Source organism: Microbispora rosea, assembly GCF_044460045.1.
Taxonomy (GTDB): domain Bacteria; phylum Actinomycetota; class Actinomycetes; order Streptosporangiales; family Streptosporangiaceae; genus Microbispora; species Microbispora rosea.
This window is the reverse complement of the sequence record NZ_JBITJO010000004.1, coordinates 168,320-182,991: the sequence shown is the minus strand read 5'-3', so window position 1 is coordinate 182,991 and position 14,672 is coordinate 168,320. Positions and strand designations below refer to the sequence as shown.

General features: G+C 72.2%; 13 protein-coding genes. 6 read left to right on the top strand and 7 right to left on the bottom strand.

Translation table 11 applies throughout. The features are described from left to right. Positions 1–99 precede the first annotated feature (99 nt). Both ACIBK1_RS18145 and nucS read right to left on the bottom strand, forming a co-directional pair. Positions 100–924, bottom strand: a complete 825-nt coding sequence (locus tag ACIBK1_RS18145; protein WP_030510477.1) for an ABC transporter ATP-binding protein — start codon at positions 922–924, stop codon at positions 100–102. A gap of 100 nt (positions 925–1,024) precedes the next feature. Further along, positions 1,025–1,699, bottom strand: a complete 675-nt coding sequence (gene nucS, locus ACIBK1_RS18140; protein WP_357316865.1) for an endonuclease NucS — start codon at positions 1,697–1,699, stop codon at positions 1,025–1,027. A 209-nt stretch (positions 1,700–1,908) separates the two neighbouring features. On the opposite strand from nucS, the gene ACIBK1_RS18135 reads away from it, so the two are divergent. The 3 genes from ACIBK1_RS18135 (at position 1,909) to ACIBK1_RS18125 (ending at position 3,809) form a co-directional block, all read left to right on the top strand. Beyond that, positions 1,909–2,235, top strand: a complete 327-nt coding sequence (locus ACIBK1_RS18135) for an ATP/GTP-binding protein (protein ID WP_363535207.1) — start codon at positions 1,909–1,911, stop codon at positions 2,233–2,235. Between the two features lie 20 nt (positions 2,236–2,255). Then, on the top strand, positions 2,256–2,960 hold the full coding sequence (locus ACIBK1_RS18130) for an alpha/beta hydrolase (protein WP_030510474.1): 705 nt from the start codon (positions 2,256–2,258) through the stop codon (positions 2,958–2,960). 78 nt (positions 2,961–3,038) lie between these two features. Then, positions 3,039–3,809 (top strand): alpha/beta fold hydrolase, encoded by a 771-nt coding sequence (locus ACIBK1_RS18125; protein ID WP_030510473.1) that lies wholly within the window; start codon positions 3,039–3,041, stop codon positions 3,807–3,809. 107 nt (positions 3,810–3,916) lie between these two features. Here the strand turns inward: ACIBK1_RS18125 and ACIBK1_RS18120 are convergent, their stop codons facing one another. Then, complete coding sequence (locus ACIBK1_RS18120; protein WP_030510472.1) at positions 3,917–5,218, bottom strand: DivIVA domain-containing protein; 1,302 nt, start codon at positions 5,216–5,218, stop codon at positions 3,917–3,919. Between the two features lie 181 nt (positions 5,219–5,399). Next, positions 5,400–5,822 carry a methylmalonyl-CoA epimerase gene (gene mce, locus ACIBK1_RS18115; RefSeq protein WP_030510471.1) on the bottom strand — a complete coding sequence of 141 codons (423 nt, stop codon included), beginning with the start codon at positions 5,820–5,822 and terminating at the stop codon, positions 5,400–5,402. A 105-nt stretch (positions 5,823–5,927) separates the two neighbouring features. On the opposite strand from mce, the gene ACIBK1_RS18110 reads away from it, so the two are divergent. Next, on the top strand, positions 5,928–7,121 hold the full coding sequence (locus tag ACIBK1_RS18110; protein WP_030510470.1) for an acetyl-CoA C-acetyltransferase: 1,194 nt from the start codon (positions 5,928–5,930) through the stop codon (positions 7,119–7,121). A 12-nt stretch (positions 7,122–7,133) separates the two neighbouring features. After that, positions 7,134–8,165 carry a methylmalonyl Co-A mutase-associated GTPase MeaB gene (gene meaB / locus ACIBK1_RS18105; RefSeq protein WP_030510469.1) on the top strand — a complete coding sequence of 344 codons (1,032 nt, stop codon included), beginning with the start codon at positions 7,134–7,136 and terminating at the stop codon, positions 8,163–8,165. 141 nt (positions 8,166–8,306) lie between these two features. Here the strand turns inward: meaB and ACIBK1_RS18100 are convergent, their stop codons facing one another. After that, positions 8,307–9,029 (bottom strand): DUF4230 domain-containing protein, encoded by a 723-nt coding sequence (locus ACIBK1_RS18100; RefSeq protein ID WP_197042803.1) that lies wholly within the window; start codon positions 9,027–9,029, stop codon positions 8,307–8,309. Positions 9,030–9,506: 477 nt separating this feature from the next. Further along, a complete protein-coding gene (locus tag ACIBK1_RS18095; RefSeq protein WP_396736233.1) occupies positions 9,507–11,666 on the bottom strand; it encodes a hypothetical protein in 2,160 nt (719 codons plus the stop codon). Positions 11,667–12,047: 381 nt separating this feature from the next. On the opposite strand from ACIBK1_RS18095, the gene ACIBK1_RS18090 reads away from it, so the two are divergent. Next, positions 12,048–12,593, top strand: a complete 546-nt coding sequence (locus ACIBK1_RS18090; RefSeq protein ID WP_051762351.1) for a MarR family winged helix-turn-helix transcriptional regulator — start codon at positions 12,048–12,050, stop codon at positions 12,591–12,593. 264 nt (positions 12,594–12,857) lie between these two features. Here the strand turns inward: ACIBK1_RS18090 and ACIBK1_RS18085 are convergent, their stop codons facing one another. Further along, positions 12,858–14,588 carry a S8 family serine peptidase gene (locus ACIBK1_RS18085; protein ID WP_396736230.1) on the bottom strand — a complete coding sequence of 577 codons (1,731 nt, stop codon included), beginning with the start codon at positions 14,586–14,588 and terminating at the stop codon, positions 12,858–12,860. Positions 14,589–14,672 lie beyond the last annotated feature (84 nt).

Below are 14,672 nucleotides of genomic sequence, written 5' to 3'. Positions count from 1 at the left end.
GCAGGAGGGAAGAAGGGGCCCGTCCTACGCGGGAGTACGCATACCTCGGGTGAGCCGGGAGGAGTCGCCGCCGGGCGGGCGGCTGTGCCCGGCGGCGACTCAGCCCTCGATGAGGCGGAGGTAGATGTCCTCCAGAGAGGGCCGGATCACGGCCAGCTCGGGGATCTCGCCGTCGAAGCGGCGGCTCAGCTCCAGCACGGTCTTCGTCGGAGTGTCGGTCTCCTCCGAACCGCCGGCCCAGTGGACCGTGGCCTTGGCGGTGGCCCGTCCGCCCAGGGTCGCGGGCGTGCCTTCTGCGACGATCCGGCCGCGGGCCACCACCGCCACCCGGTTGGCCAGCGCCTCGGCCTCGTCCAGGTAGTGGGTGGTCAGCACGATCGTGGTCCCCTGGTGGGCCAGGTCCTGGATCAGCTCCCAGAACCGTCGGCGCGCCTCCGGGTCGAAGCCTGTGGTCGGCTCGTCCAGGAACAACAGCTCCGGGTTGCCGATCACGCCCAGAGCCACGTCCATCCGGCGCCGCTGGCCGCCGGACAACTGCCTGATCCGCTTGCCCGCTTTGTCGGTCAGGCCGACCCGCTCGATCACCTCGTCCGGGTCCGCCGGGTTCGGGTAGTAGCCCGCGAAGTGCCGGATCGTCTCCCGCACGGTCGCCTCGGCCACGTCGTTGGCCGTCTGGAGCACCACGCCGATCCGGGACCGCCACTCGCGCGTCGGCCGGCCCGGGTCGGTGCCCAGAACGCTCACCTCACCGGCGTCCCGGCGCCGGTAGCCCTCCAGGATCTCCACCGTGGTGGACTTCCCGGCTCCGTTGGGGCCGAGGATCGCGAACACCTCGCCCGCCCGGATGTCGAGGTCGATGCCGCCGACCGCCTGCACGTCGCCGTAGCGCTTGGCCAGCCCGCGCACTCTCACCGCTGTCGTCATGACTCAAGATTCGCGTCCGTATGGCTCGTGGAACACCAACGGCCGGTGGACCCGGTTGTCCTCCTTTCGGAGGACAACCGGCGGGGGGCACGGGCCGGGATCAGAACAGGGTCGGGTTCTCCGGCTCGATGCCGCGCAGGGCGTCGTAGTCGAGCGTCACGCAGTCGATGCCGCGGTCGGCGGCGAGCACGCGGGCCTGCGGCTTGATCTCCTGCGCCGCGAATATCCCCTTGACCGGGGCCAGGCGCGGGTCGCGGTTGAGCAGTTCGAGGTAGCGGGTGAGCTGCTCCACGCCGTCGATGTCGCCGCGCCGCTTGATCTCCACGGCGACCGCGCTGCCCAGGTGGTCGCGGCAGAGGATGTCCACGGGGCCGATGGCGGTCATGTACTCCCTGCGCACCAGCGTCCAGCCGTCCCCGAGCGTGGTGATGTGCTCGGCGAGCAGCTCCTGCAGGTGCGCCTCGACGCCGTCCTTGCGCAGGCCCGGATCGACGCCCAGCTCGTGGCTGGAGTCGTGCAGGACCTCCTCGATCGTCAGCACGAGCTTCTCACCGGTCTTGCCGTGCACGACCGACCAGGTGAGCACGCCGTCGATCGTCTCCTCGCGGACCTTGCAGGGAGGGTTCATCCAGTTCAGGGGTTTGAACGCCCGGTCGTCCGCATGAATGGAGACCGAGCCGTCCGCCTTCATCAGGATGAGCCGGGGGGCCATGGGGAGATGGGCGGTGAGCCGTCCCACATAATCCACGCTGCACCGCGCGATGACCAGCCGCATGTGCGCCAACCCTACCGGGGTTACGGAGGTCCGGCGGCGTTCTGGGACACTGTCCGGCATGGCGCGGACGTCGAAGGCGCTCGGAGCCGCCGGGCCCGGGGGCTCGTCACGGCCCGCGTGCCGGGGCATCCGCGCGTACGCCGCCCGAGCCGGTGCTGGAAGAATGGGCCGTCATCTCCCGTTCTGCCTGACATGAACCCCCCGGAAGGATGCCTGCCGTGAGTCCCCGCCGTGCCCGCCGCCGCGGCCCGTTCGAACGTCCGGACGGCAGTGCCGTACGGCCGGTGGGCCCCCAGGTGGCCGGGGTGGACCGCGTGGAGAGCGCGCACGACGGCGAGTGGGTCGTCCGCAACGTCTCCGGGGCCGCCCAGGGCAAGGCGTACCGGTGCCCGGGGTGCGAGCAGGAGATCAGGCCCGGGCTGCCGCACGTGGTGAGTTGGCCGGCCTGGTCCGGGGGAGAGGACGAGCGGCGGCACTGGCACACCACGTGCTGGCGCAACCGGGCCAACCGTGGTCCGGGCCGCAGCCGTTACTGACACGAGCTTTCGGAGTGGGAATGGACATCAGGGCGTCCACGGTGCTGCCTGCCCGGCGCGAGGACATCGAGCTGCAGACGGCCGACGGGCTGACCCTCGTCGGAGAGGTGGCCGTGCCGGAGAGCCGGCCACCGGTGGCGACGCTGGTCTGCCTGCATCCCCTGCCCACCCACGGCGGGATGATGGACAGCCACGTGCTGCGCAAGGCCTCCTACCGGCTGCCCGCGCTCGCCGACATCGCGGTGCTGCGCTTCAACACCCGCGGCACGACCTCCGACCGGGGCACCTCCCAGGGGTCCTTCGACGGCGGCGAGGCGGAGCGGTGGGACGTCGCCGCCGCCCTGGAGTACGCCGACTTCCACGATCTGCCGAATCCCTGGCTCGTCGGCTGGTCGTTCGGCACGGAGCTGGCGCTGAAGTGGGGCCGCGACCCGATCGTGCGGGGCGCGATCCTGCTGTCGCCGCCGCTGAAGCGGGCCGGTGAGAAGGACCTCGTCGCCTGGGGTGAGTTCGGCCGCCCTCTGGTGGCCCTGGTGCCGGAGCACGACGACTACCTGCAGCCGGAGGAGGCCGCACGCCGGTTCGCGGCGGCGCCGCAGGCGGAGGTCGTCGGCGTGGAGGGGGCCAAGCACCTGTGGGTCGGCGAGCCGTACGTGCGGATCGTGCTGAACGAGATCGTCAAGCGCGTGAACCCGCCCGCCGCGCCGCTGCCGACCACGGTCTGAGCGCGACGGGCGGGCCGCTGGGGTCGCGAATCGGTGACGAACGGCGGCGGCGGGCGCGCGGCGCGTTACCGTGACCTGATGCAGCTCTACTCGCGTTCCGCCGGGAGCGGCCTGCCAGTCGTCCTGCTCCACGCGTTCCCCCTGTCCTCCGCGATGTGGCTCGCCCAGCGCGAGGGCCTCGCGCCGGTCTGCCGGGTGATCACCCCGGACCTGCGCGGCTTCGGTGGCACGATGCTCGGTGACGACGAGCCCTCGGTCGACCTCATGGCCGACGACGTGGCGCACCTGCTCGACCAGGAAGGTGTCGACCGTGCCGTGGTCGGCGGCCTGTCCATGGGCGGCTATGTGGCGATGGCGCTGTGCCGCCGCCACCCGGACCGCGTACGCGGCCTGATCCTCGCCGACACCAAGGCCCAGGCCGACCCCGAGCCGGCCAGGGCGAACAGGGAGCGGATCGCCGCGGCGGTCCTGGAGAGCGGCACGGGCGTCCTCGTGACCGAGTCGCTGCCCCCGATGCTCGGCGCGACCACCAAGGAGCGCAGGGGGATGGTGCTCGGGCGCGTCCGCGGGCTCGTCCAGGCGGCGCCGCCCGCGGCCGTCGCGTGGGCCCAGCGGGCGATGGCCGCGCGGCCCGACGCGTTCGGCACGTTGCGGTCCCTGGCCGTGCCGGCGCTGGTCGTGGTGGGCGACGAGGACGAGCTGTCGCCGCTGCCGGACGCCCAGGCCATGGCGGAGGCCATCCCGCAGGCGCGGCTCGCCGTCATCGAGAAGGCGGGTCACCTGTCCGCCATCGAGCAGCCCGAGTCGTTCAACCGCGTCGTCGCTGAGTTCGTCAAGTCCCTCGACTAGCTGGAGGTCCCCGGTCGAGCCGGGGGCGGAGTGCGGACATGAGAACGGGGCCCGGCGGTGCCGGGCCCCGTTCGTTCAGCCGTCAGACTCCCCGATTGCGCCAGTGACTACTCCTGCCACCACTCCGCGTCGTCGTCGCTCTTGGTGGAGCTGATCGGCTCGACGGCCGGGGTGGCGGGCACGGACGGCTTCTCCACGACCGGCGGAGCCGACAGGGCCGGCTTCGGCGGGGCCGCGGTGACGGGCGCCGGCTCCGGGTCCATGCCCGGCAGCGGGGCGCCGCCGAGCAGCTGGCGGAGCTGGGCGAGGTGGCTCGTGATGCTGTCGCGCTGGCGGGTGAGCTCGTCCACCTGGCGCTGCATCGACGTACGGGTGCGCTCGGCCTCGTTCTTGGCCTCGGTCACGATCGTGTCGGCGCTGGTCTTGGCGTCGGCCACAAGCTGGTCGGCGTTCTTGCGGGCGTTGGCCAGCAGCTGCTTGGCGTGGGTGTCGGCCTCGCGGCGGGTCTGCTCGGCCTGCTGCGTGGCCTTGGCGGCCCGCTGCTCGGCGGTGGCGGCGCGCTGCTCGGCCTCGGCGACCAGCTTCTGGGTGTTGGCCTGGGCGGTGGCGTGCCGCTCGGCCTCCTGGCGCTCGGCGTCCTCGCGGCGGGCGGCGAGCTGGATCTCGAACTCCGCCTCGTCCTGGGCGCGCTTGGCCTCCGACTCCTCCAGGATCCGCTGTGCCTGAGCCCGCATCTCGTCCGCCTGACGCTTGGCGGTCGTGAGCACCTCGTCGCGCTCGCGCTTGGTGGAGGCCCGCAGCTGGGCCACCTCGCGCTCGGTCGTGGTGCGCAGCTTGGCGATCTCGCGCTCGGCGTCGGCCCGCTTCTCCGCGACCTCGTGGTCGGCGGTGGCGCGGATCTTGGCGACCTCGCGCTCGGTGGTGGCGGTCAGCTCGTCGGACTCACGCCTGGCCGTCGACCGGATCTCCTCGGCGTCGCGCTCGGCGGTGCTGCGCATCTCCTCGGCCTCGCGCGCCGCCAGCGCCCGCTTCTCCGCCGCCTCGTTCTCCGCAGCCGCCCGCAGGTCGGCGGCGTCCACCTTGGCGGCGGCGCGAATCTCGTTCGCCTCCGACCGGGCCGCCTGGACGAGCTCGGTGGCCTGCTCCTCCGCGAGCCTGAGCAACTGCTCGATGCGCGCGCCCAGACCCGAGTACGTCGGCCGCTCCTGCTCCTGGAGCTGGCGCTGCGAGTCGGACAGCTCCCGCTGAAGGGCGCCGACCTGTTCCTTGGCCTGACGCAGTTCGGTGTCGAGGGTCTTCAGGTGGTCGTGGACCTGGTGCCGGTCATAACCCCGGAGCACCACGTCGAATTCGCGAGATGGGGCGTCCTCGAAGAAGTTGTTGAGCTGGGCGTCGATGTCGGACTGCATGAGGCTCGATCCTGGTTGTCGAGACGGCTACAGGGGCCGGACGGGGGGTCGGTTCCGAGGCGGGGAAGCCGGTTTGGCGTCCACGTCCGGTGGTACGCCAGCGTACTCCGGTACTGCCGCCTTGGAGGCCCCCTCCGACTTTCTGCGCGACTTGTTACGTATGAACGTTTCTTGCGTTTGCCTAGCGCCTGGACGTCTCGACGAGCTCGGTGAGAACCCCTCCCACGTCCTTAGGATGCAGGAACGCGATCGAGGCTCCCATCGACCCGTGCCTGGGCCGCTCGTCGATCAGGCGCACGCCCTTCGCCCCGATCTCCTCCAAGGCCTTGGTGACGTCCGCCACGCCGTACCCGATATGATGCACGCCCTCGCCCCGCTTGGCGAGGAACTTGCCCACCGCTGTGTCGGGGTGCAGGGGTTCGAGAAGCTGGACATACGACGCGCCCTGGTCGCCGTCGGCGACGTGCAGCATGGCCTCGCGGACGCCCTGTTCCTCGTTCACCTCCCGGCTGACGACGGTCAGGCCGAAGACGGACTCGTAGAACTCGATCTTTTCTTCCAGGTTGTGGCAGGCCACGCCCACGTGATCGATCCGCAGCAGCATCGCCGTCTCCCTTCGCCGTCAGCGTGCCGCCGCCCGCTCCCGGGCGGCCGTCCTACTCATGGGTATGGTGACACCGTCGCCCCGATCTCGTAGTGGAGGGTCTCAATGTCTGGTTCCGTCATCGTCGCCGGAGCACGCACACCGATCGGACGGCTCCTCGGCTCGCTCTCCGACTTGTCCGCCGCCGAACTGGGTGGGATCGCGATCAAGGCGGCGCTGGAGCGCGCGGGTGTCTCCCCCGACCAGGTCCAGTACGTGATCATGGGACAGGTGCTCCAGGCCGGGGCCGGCCAGATCCCCTCGCGCCAGGCGGCGGTCAAGGCCGGCATCCCCATGACCGTGCCCTCCCTCACCATCAACAAGGTCTGCCTGTCGGGCCTCGACGCGATCGCGCTGGCCGACCAGCTCATCCGGGCGGGGGAGTTCGACGTCGTCGTCGCGGGCGGCATGGAGTCGATGACCAACGCGCCGCACCTGCTGCCCGGTCTGCGCAAGGGCGTGAAGTACGGCAGCGCCGGGATCCTGGACGCGATGGCCTACGACGGGCTCACCGACGCGTTCGACCAGATCGCGATGGGGGAGTCGACCGAGCGGCACAACGCCAGGCTCGGCCTGACCCGGGAGGAGCAGGACGAGTTCTCCGCGCGGTCGCACCAGCGCGCCGCCGAGGCGACGGAGAAGGGCCTGTTCGACGACGAGATCGTCCCGGTGCCGCTGCCGCAGCGCAAGGGTGATCCCGTGCTGTTCTCCGCCGACGAGGGCATCCGCAAGGACACAACGGCCGAGGCCCTGGCGAAGCTGCGGCCGGCGTTCACCAAGGACGGCACCATCACGGCCGGGTCGGCCTCCCAGATCTCCGACGGCGCCGTCGCCGTGGTCGTGATGTCGAAGGCCAAGGCCGAGGAGCTGGGCCTCGAATGGCTGGCCGAGATCGGCGCGCACGGCAACGTGGCCGGGCCCGACAACTCGCTGCAGTCCCAGCCCGCCAACGCCATCAAGCAGGCGCTGGCCAAGCAGGGGCTGACCGCCGGCGAGCTGGACCTGCTGGAGATCAACGAGGCGTTCGCCCAGGTCGTGCTGCAGTCGGTGAAGGAGCTCGGCGTTCCGCTCGACAAGGTCAACGTCAACGGCGGCGGCATCGCGCTCGGTCACCCGATCGGCGCGTCCGGCGCCCGGATCGTGCTGACGCTGGCTCACGAGCTGAAGAGGCGCGGCGGCGGCCTCGGTGCGGCCGGCCTGTGCGGCGGCGGCGGCCAGGGCGACGCGCTGATCATCCGGGTTCCCGCGTCCGGCGTTTGATCGGAGCCGCAGGTGGACGTCCGTGAGCTTGTCGGCCAGGCGCGGCAGGGTCGGCCGCGCGCGGTGGCGCGGCTGATCTCGCTGGTGGAGAACGCCGTTGAAAACGCCGAAAACGCCGCGCAGACCGCGCAGGCCGGGCAGGCCGGTGTTTCCGCCGGGGGAGACCGGGCGGCGTCGGCGGCGGCGAGCCGTGCGCTGCGCGAGGCGATGGCCGAGCTCGCCACCGGCGGCGCCCGGCCGCGCCCCGCCAGGGTCATCGGCCTGACCGGCTCTCCCGGCGTCGGCAAGTCGACCTCGACCGGCATGCTCATCCGGGCGTTCCGCAGGCGCGGCAGCACGGTGGGGGTGCTGGCGGTCGATCCGTCCAGCCCGTTCACCGGCGGCGCCCTGCTCGGCGACCGCGTACGCATGCAGGACCACGCGACCGACCCCGGCGTCTTCATTCGCAGCATGTCGAGCCGGGGACACCTGGGCGGGCTCGCGTGGGCCACGCCGCAGGCGCTGCGCGTGCTGGAGGCCGCCGGGTGCGACGTGATCCTCGTCGAGACGGTCGGCGTCGGGCAGGCCGAGGTGGAGATCGCCCGCCTGGCCGACACGACCGTCGTCATCCTCGCGCCGGGCATGGGCGACGGCGTGCAGGCCGCCAAGGCGGGCATCCTCGAGGTCGCCGACGTCCTGGTGGTGAACAAGGCCGACCGCGACGGCGTCCAGACGACCGTGCGGGAGCTGCGGAACATGACGGGCCTCGTGGAGGCGCCCTGGCGGCCCCCGATCGTCACGACCGTCGCCTCCAAGGGCGAGGGCGCGGACCACCTGCTGGCCGCGCTGGACAAGCACCAGGCATACCTGGAGGAGTCCGGCGAGGCCCGCAGGCGGCGGCTGGCCAGGGCACGCGACGAGATCGAGGCCATCGCGCTGGCCCAGCTCCGGTCGCGCTTCGCCGTGCTCCACGGTGACCGCCTCGACGCGCTCGCCGAGCGGCTGCTCGGCGCGGAGACCGACCCCTACGCCGCCGCCGACGACCTCATCGCCGCCCTGCGCTGAGTTGCCGCCCTGCGCTGAGTTGCGACCCTGCGCTGAGGCACCGGGCCGTGCAGAGGCGCCGGTCTGCGCTGAGGCGTCGGGCCGCTACGGTGCCGGGCCGAGCCCGGCCCGTACGGCTCTCGCGTCGCGGCGGCCGACGGGTCAGGGCTCACCGGTGTATTCGACCGTGACCCTCGTGAAGCCGAGGGACTTCAGCATGCCCTCCAGCATGGCCTTGGAGTTCTGGTCGGCCCGGGAACGCAGGTCGCTGGCGGCGGCCGCATCGGCGATCTTGCGTTCGGCCAGCACGTAGAGCTCCTGCTGGTTCTGGGGAGACGACGACAGGAAATCGGAGATCCGGTCGAAGATGCCCCGCTCCTGGGCGAAGACGTACGACCGCTTGTTGTCGAGGTTGGGTTTCTCCAGCTCGGCGTGCGGCAGCCGCACCGTCACCGCCGTGCGGTCGGGGGAGACCGTGAAGGCGTCCTTGGGCAGCGTGGAGAAGTCCACGTAGGCGTCCACGGTGCCGGCGCCCACGAAGAGCGTGCGGGAGCCCTTGATCGCGTCCGGGAGGAACTTGGCGTCCTTCTCCAGGTCGACGATGACCTGGAAGTCGCCTGTCGCGGCCTCGAAGCGGCTCAGGTTCTGCACCGAACGGAGCAGTGCGGGCCCGCTGCGGTCGATGGTCTGCTCGCCCAGCGGATTGAGCCAGGACAAGGTCAGCCGGGCGCCGACCACGAGCAGCAGGACCACGAACAGCAGGCCGGCGAGCACCCGCCACCCGCGCCGGGAGCGGGGGGCGGGGGCCCCGGCGCTCGCCGTGGCGTCGGTGGCGGCGGCGCCGGAGTCGGCCGGCGCGAACGAGGGACGGGTCTGACGGTCCACGGGGGGAATCTTCCCGGTATTCCCGGGATCTCACGCACGACAAGATCATTTCTGTCCGCAGAGCATGCTTCGGACATCCCAAACCTGCCTTTTATACGGACCGATGGCCGGACGGGCCTCCGCCGCAGCGCTCACGCCCCGATTGGTGACGGCCGGGTTTCCGCCGCCACACGCACGCCCGCCCCGGTGCCCGAGCGGGCGCCCGCCCCACATTCACGCCGTCCCACGTTCACGCCCGCGGCGGTGTCCGAGCGAGCGCCCGCTCCACGTTCACGCCGCCTCGCGTTCACGCCGCCCCGCTTAAGCCGCGCCAGCGGATTTCCGCCGCCACACGCACGCCCGGCCCGGTGCCCGGGCGCGGGATCGCCCGCAGGTCCTGCGGCCTGTCGCGCCGGCCCGGTTCTGGCCCCGCGCGGGGGGGGGGGCGGGACCATGCGGGCGGGGCGGCTGCTCGTCCTCGCTCTCCAGGTGCGGGCACTATGCGGCGGGCGCCAGGAGCGTGCCGGGTACGCCCATAACGCCGGGGTCGTCCTCGGAGCTCGCGTCGCGGGCGTCGCCGTCGCCAGTGGCAGGCGGGGCAGAGTCCGCGTGACCGCCGGCTCGACCGCTGTCAGGCCCCCCAGATTGCGCGGTGCGTCCGGAGCGCCCGTCGTGCCCGTCCCGGCCGGGAACCGTGCCGCCGGACCGACGGCGGCCTGGCCGGTGGTCCTGGACGGCCGAGGGGCTCGCGCCGGGCCGTGCCTGCGTGCCGGGACCCGAGCGGCCGGCGCGGTCCTGGGCGGGTGAAGGGCTCGCGCCGACGCCGCCCGGGCGTGCCTGCGCACCGGAAGCACCGGAAGCACCGGAAGCACCGGAAGCACCGGAAGCACCGGGAGCGCCGGCACCGGGCCTTTCCTGCGTGCCCGGCCGGTCAGGGAATGCGGGGTCACCGGGCCTGCCGGCCCTTCCCGGCCGCCAGGGGTGCGGCGACCGCCCGGGGACCGGGGCCCAGGGACGGCCTCTCCGGGAGCCTTCGCGGTTCGGCATGTCCCACCGACCCGGATAACCCGGGCGGCCCATCGGGCCCTGACCCGTCGGACCCTGACCCGTCGGACTCTGACCCGTCGGACTCTGACCCGTCGGGCCCTGACCCGTCGGGCCCTGCCCGGCCGGGCCTTGACCAACGGTGCCCTGGCCCGCGGGACTCGTGGCGGGAGACGGCCACACGGGGGCGGCCGGACTCGGGCTGATCCACCCCGGACCGATCTCGCCGCCGCGCGGGTCCGAGCCCGGCTCCCAGCCGGTGCCGGGGCCGGTCGGCATGCCGGTGGCGATGGCCATACCCGAAGGAGACGGCTCCACCGGATAGCCCGGCGCGTACCCGGGGGTGGGGTTCACCGGATAACCCGACGCGACGGGGACGGCGGGATGGGTGCCGCCGCCGAAGTGCTTCGCCTGCAGGCCGCAGGAGACGAAGTCGGAGTAGAACATGCGCAGCCAGTCGTGCCGCTGGGCGTTGCTCAGCTCGGAGAACCAGAGGGCCGCCTCGCGGTGCTCGCGCAAGGGTCCCCCGGGCAGCGAGACGTCCCGCAGCCAGGCGATGACGATGGCCCGGTAGCCCGCGGCCAGGGTTCCCGGGCACGGGTGGGCCAGACGGTCGAGGAACTCGGCGGCCGCCCGCTGGGCGTACCCGGACCCGAGGCCGTCGATGTGCACGACGACCACTCCCGGCCCCGCGGAGTCGTCCTCGCCGTACTCCCGTTGCTCGACCCGCTTGAAGGCGGCCGGCGTGCCGTCCAGCTTTATCGCGAGCGTGGTGAACACGGTGGCGAGCTCGGCCAGGCCACCGCGCAGCGACGGATGCACGCAGACGCTGATCGGCCATTCCTGGCAGACGAGGCGTTCGCTCACCGTCATCGTCTGCGGCACGGTGACGAGCCGGGCGGCGCCGGTCCCGGCGGCCAGCACGGCGATCACCGCGGCGGCCAGCGCCAGCGTCCGCCGGGTCACCAGGGCCACCCATCCGAGGAACAGCGCGGTGCTGAGTCCCAGCAGCCAGAGCGTCTGGTCCGCGTAGGCGGTCTCGCTGACGCCGGAGAGCAGGTCGTACGGCTCCCTGGTGGCGGGCGTGAGCCGGTCGGCCCAGTTGGGCCCGGTGGCCAGCCACGTGAACAGCCCGAACGTGCCGGCTCCCGCGATCAGCGGGACAACGACGACCGGCACGAGCCAGCCGAGGATCCAGCCGATCACGACGTACAGTCCCAGACCGGCGACGGACATCGCGAGACCGCCGGGCAGCGGCGGCCCGCCCTGCCCGGTGAGCGCGGCGCGCAGCCCGAGCAGCAGCACGGTGGCCCCGAAGGAGCCGGTGACGACCGCGATGATCGACAGCGGCGCCCTGGCGGCCCGCCACGGCGTCAGGACACGGCCCTTCTCCGCGCGGCGCCTGCGGAACGCGACCCAGGCCGCGAACGCGGCTCCGAGCGGCCCCGTCAGGCGCAGCGAGCCGATGACGGCCGCCACTATGTCGTCCCAGTCCATGAAACCGGGAATGAGGACGCTCCACGCGGCGACGAGCGCGAGCACGAACAGCACGGTCGCCGCGACCAGCGCGCCGTGTCTCAGCTCTCCGCGTGAACCGCCCCTATGCTCACCCACAGCAGGGCGCGGCCCCTGGCCACGCCGCAGAAGTCCGGCGCGCATGCGGCGCCGGGACAGCGATGCTGTCCATTGAGAATCTCCCCCGTGTCTGTGTGAGCGGTGCGCGCGAACCCACGCCGTTCCCCGTGGCGCTGGTTCGTTCGGCCGGCCTCGCCTCGCCCGCCGTCGGACGCGTCTCCCCGCGGACCCCCGTCCGCGAGACGTCCTCTAGCAGACGGGGTTCCCCGTGCCGCCGGGTTTGCCGCCGCCTCACCTTTCGACGTGGCAACCATAACGGAGCGTGACCCGTACGGGGGGAGTTCTGGGGTCAAGGAATGAATCCGGTTACGCTCGGTGCACTGGTCGATCTTGGCCGGCGTCGCGCTACCGTATAACGCTGTGTCCGTTCCGCCCAGCTCAGAGCCCTCGCCCACGGGTGGCCCCCGGCCGCTCAAGCTCCCGTTCGACCCGATCGAGCGGGCGGCCGAGACGTGGCGTTCGACGTTCGGGCCGTCGTCCGCCATGGCGGCCGTCACTTCGATCATGAGAGCCCATCAGATCCTGCTGGCGCAACTGGACACGCTGCTCAAGCCGTACGACCTGACCTTCGCCCGTTATGAGGCGCTCGTGCTGCTCACGTTCAGCCGGGCCGGGTCGCTGCCGCTGTCGAAGATCGGTGAGCGGCTGATGGTGCACCCGACGAGCGTGACCAACACCGTGGACCGCCTCGAACGGGCCGGCCTGGTCCGCCGCATGCGCAACCCGCGGGACGGCCGCGGCGTGCTCGCCGAGATCACCGGCGAAGGCCGGGACATCGTGCGGCGGGCCACGGCCGACCTGATGAACGCGGGTTTCTGCATGGGCATGTACGACGACGCCGAGCTGGACGAGATGTTCGGCCTGCTCAGGACCCTGCGCGTCGCCGCGGGCGACTTCAGCTCCTGACGCGGCCCGGGGAATCGGACGCGGGCCGGCATCGCGAACGAGCCCCGGACGAGGGCCGGCAGTTCGGGCGCGGCCTCGTCCAGCGCGTTGCTCGGGTCGCTCGTGAGCGCGGTCACCACGTACGTCCTGCCGTCGGCGGTTCGCCGCAGCCGGGTGGGCCGGTGGCGCACCGCCGCACGGGAGTGCGCCACCGGCCTGCGCTGATTGAGCCTGCGCTGATTGAGAAGGGGGCAAGCGCACGGGTGCGCCTGCGGTCAGCTCGACTCAGTGGCCGACGGCGCGCAGGGCGTCGACGATGCCGCTGCCGTAGAAGCCGTTGTCCGACGGGCCGCCCTCACAGGTGTGCGTCGCGGTCACGGTGGAACCGGTCGGCAGGTTGCGGGTGTAGGTGAACGTGGGCGGGTTCGGGCACGCCGTCCTGGCGGCCGTGCCCTTGAGGACTGCCTCCACCTTGTCGGGGTCCAGGGTCAGGCCGCCGTGGGCGCGGTCGCGCTTGCCGTACTTGCTGACGATCAGCGCCGCGACCCCGGCGGCACGGGGCGAGGCCATCGAGGTGCCCTGCAGGTACTGGTAGTAGCCGCAGACGGAGCCCTTGCAGTCCTTCACGACGTAGTCGACGGTCGGGTCGCCGTTCGCGTCGATCTCGCCGTTGGCGACGGCGAGCGCCTTGGGGTAGGCCGAGAGCGTGGCCTTGGTGACGTCCCTGGTGTTGCCGGGAGTGTCGTAGACGTCGCCGCCGGGCGAGGCCACGTCGACGTAGCCGTTGCCGTAGCTGGAGTAGTACGCCTTGCGCTTGCTGACGCCGGTGGCGGAGACCGAGATCACGTGCTCGGCCTCACTCGGGAGTGAAACGCAGGCCGCGGGGACGGTCCGGGACCTGGGGGCCTGGCCGGGGAAACCGGCGAAGTCGGGGCTGCCGCTGTCGACGTTCGTCTTCGTGTAGTCGATCGCCTCGTTGCCGGCCGCGCTGACGACCGTCACGCCGCGTGCGTGGGCGTAGTCGATCGCCCGCTGGGTGGCGGCGACGTACAGCCGCTGCTGGGCCTGCTCCTCGGGGCTGTCGGCCGGGTTGTCCGCGCAGTTGAACAGCCACGGGTCGACGTAGTAGCTCATGTTGACCACGTCGACGCCGACGTTCCCCGCGTAGGTGAGGGCGTCGACGGTGGGCTGGAGGAAGAAGTAGCCCGAGTCCTGGCCGGCCCGCAGGTTGACGATCGTCACCTTCGGCGCGACGCCCGAGATGCCCAGCTTGTTGATGGGCGCGGCGATCGACGAGGCGACGTGGGTGCCGTGGCCGTTCTCGTCCACGTCGTTCGGGTCGGTGCAGGAGCCGTCGGGGTCGCTCTCGCAGGGGCCGTCGATCTCGGTGCCGTTGGCGTCCGCCGGCAGGTCGACGGTGAAGTTACGGCTCAGCCTCCGGTCGAAGTTGGGCGCGATGTCGGGGTGGGAGCCGTCGACGCCGGTGTCGAGGATGCCGACGAGGACGCCCTTGTCCCCCTGCTCGACCCTGTGGGCCTGGTCCGCGTGAATCTGCTTCATGTCCCACTGCAGGTCGGCCAGCGGCTCGTCCTTGACGTTGCGTCCCCATCTGAGGGGTCCGCCGCCCCGGCCCTCCTTCTCCACGGCGTGGTTCTTGGCGGCCCGCGCCACGGCCTTCTTCGCGGCGGCGGACGCCGCGGCGTCGTCCGGCGTGCTGCCGATCGACTGGTTGCGGGCGACCCCTTCGATGGCCGCCGAGCCCCGCAGGGCGCCGGCGAAGCCGGCGTTGGCGGTGCTGACCGTGGCCAGGCCGACCTCGGTGTTCACCTTGATCACGCTGCCGCCCGCCGCTTCGATCGCCTTCTGGGCGTCCGCGGCGGCCGCGCCTTCCCTGTACAGGACGACGTATTCGGCCGGGGCAGCAGACCCGGCGGCCGCCGGTTCGGCCTGCGCGGGTGTGGCGAGGGTTGCCGCCACCGTCGCCGCGGTCGCGGCGACGACTGTCAAGCGCTTCACATCCACCTCCATGTGGACTTCAAGGGCGCTGACCATGCTTGGAGATTTCCCGGCTCTGTCAAAGGTCCGTGACAATTCGCGACC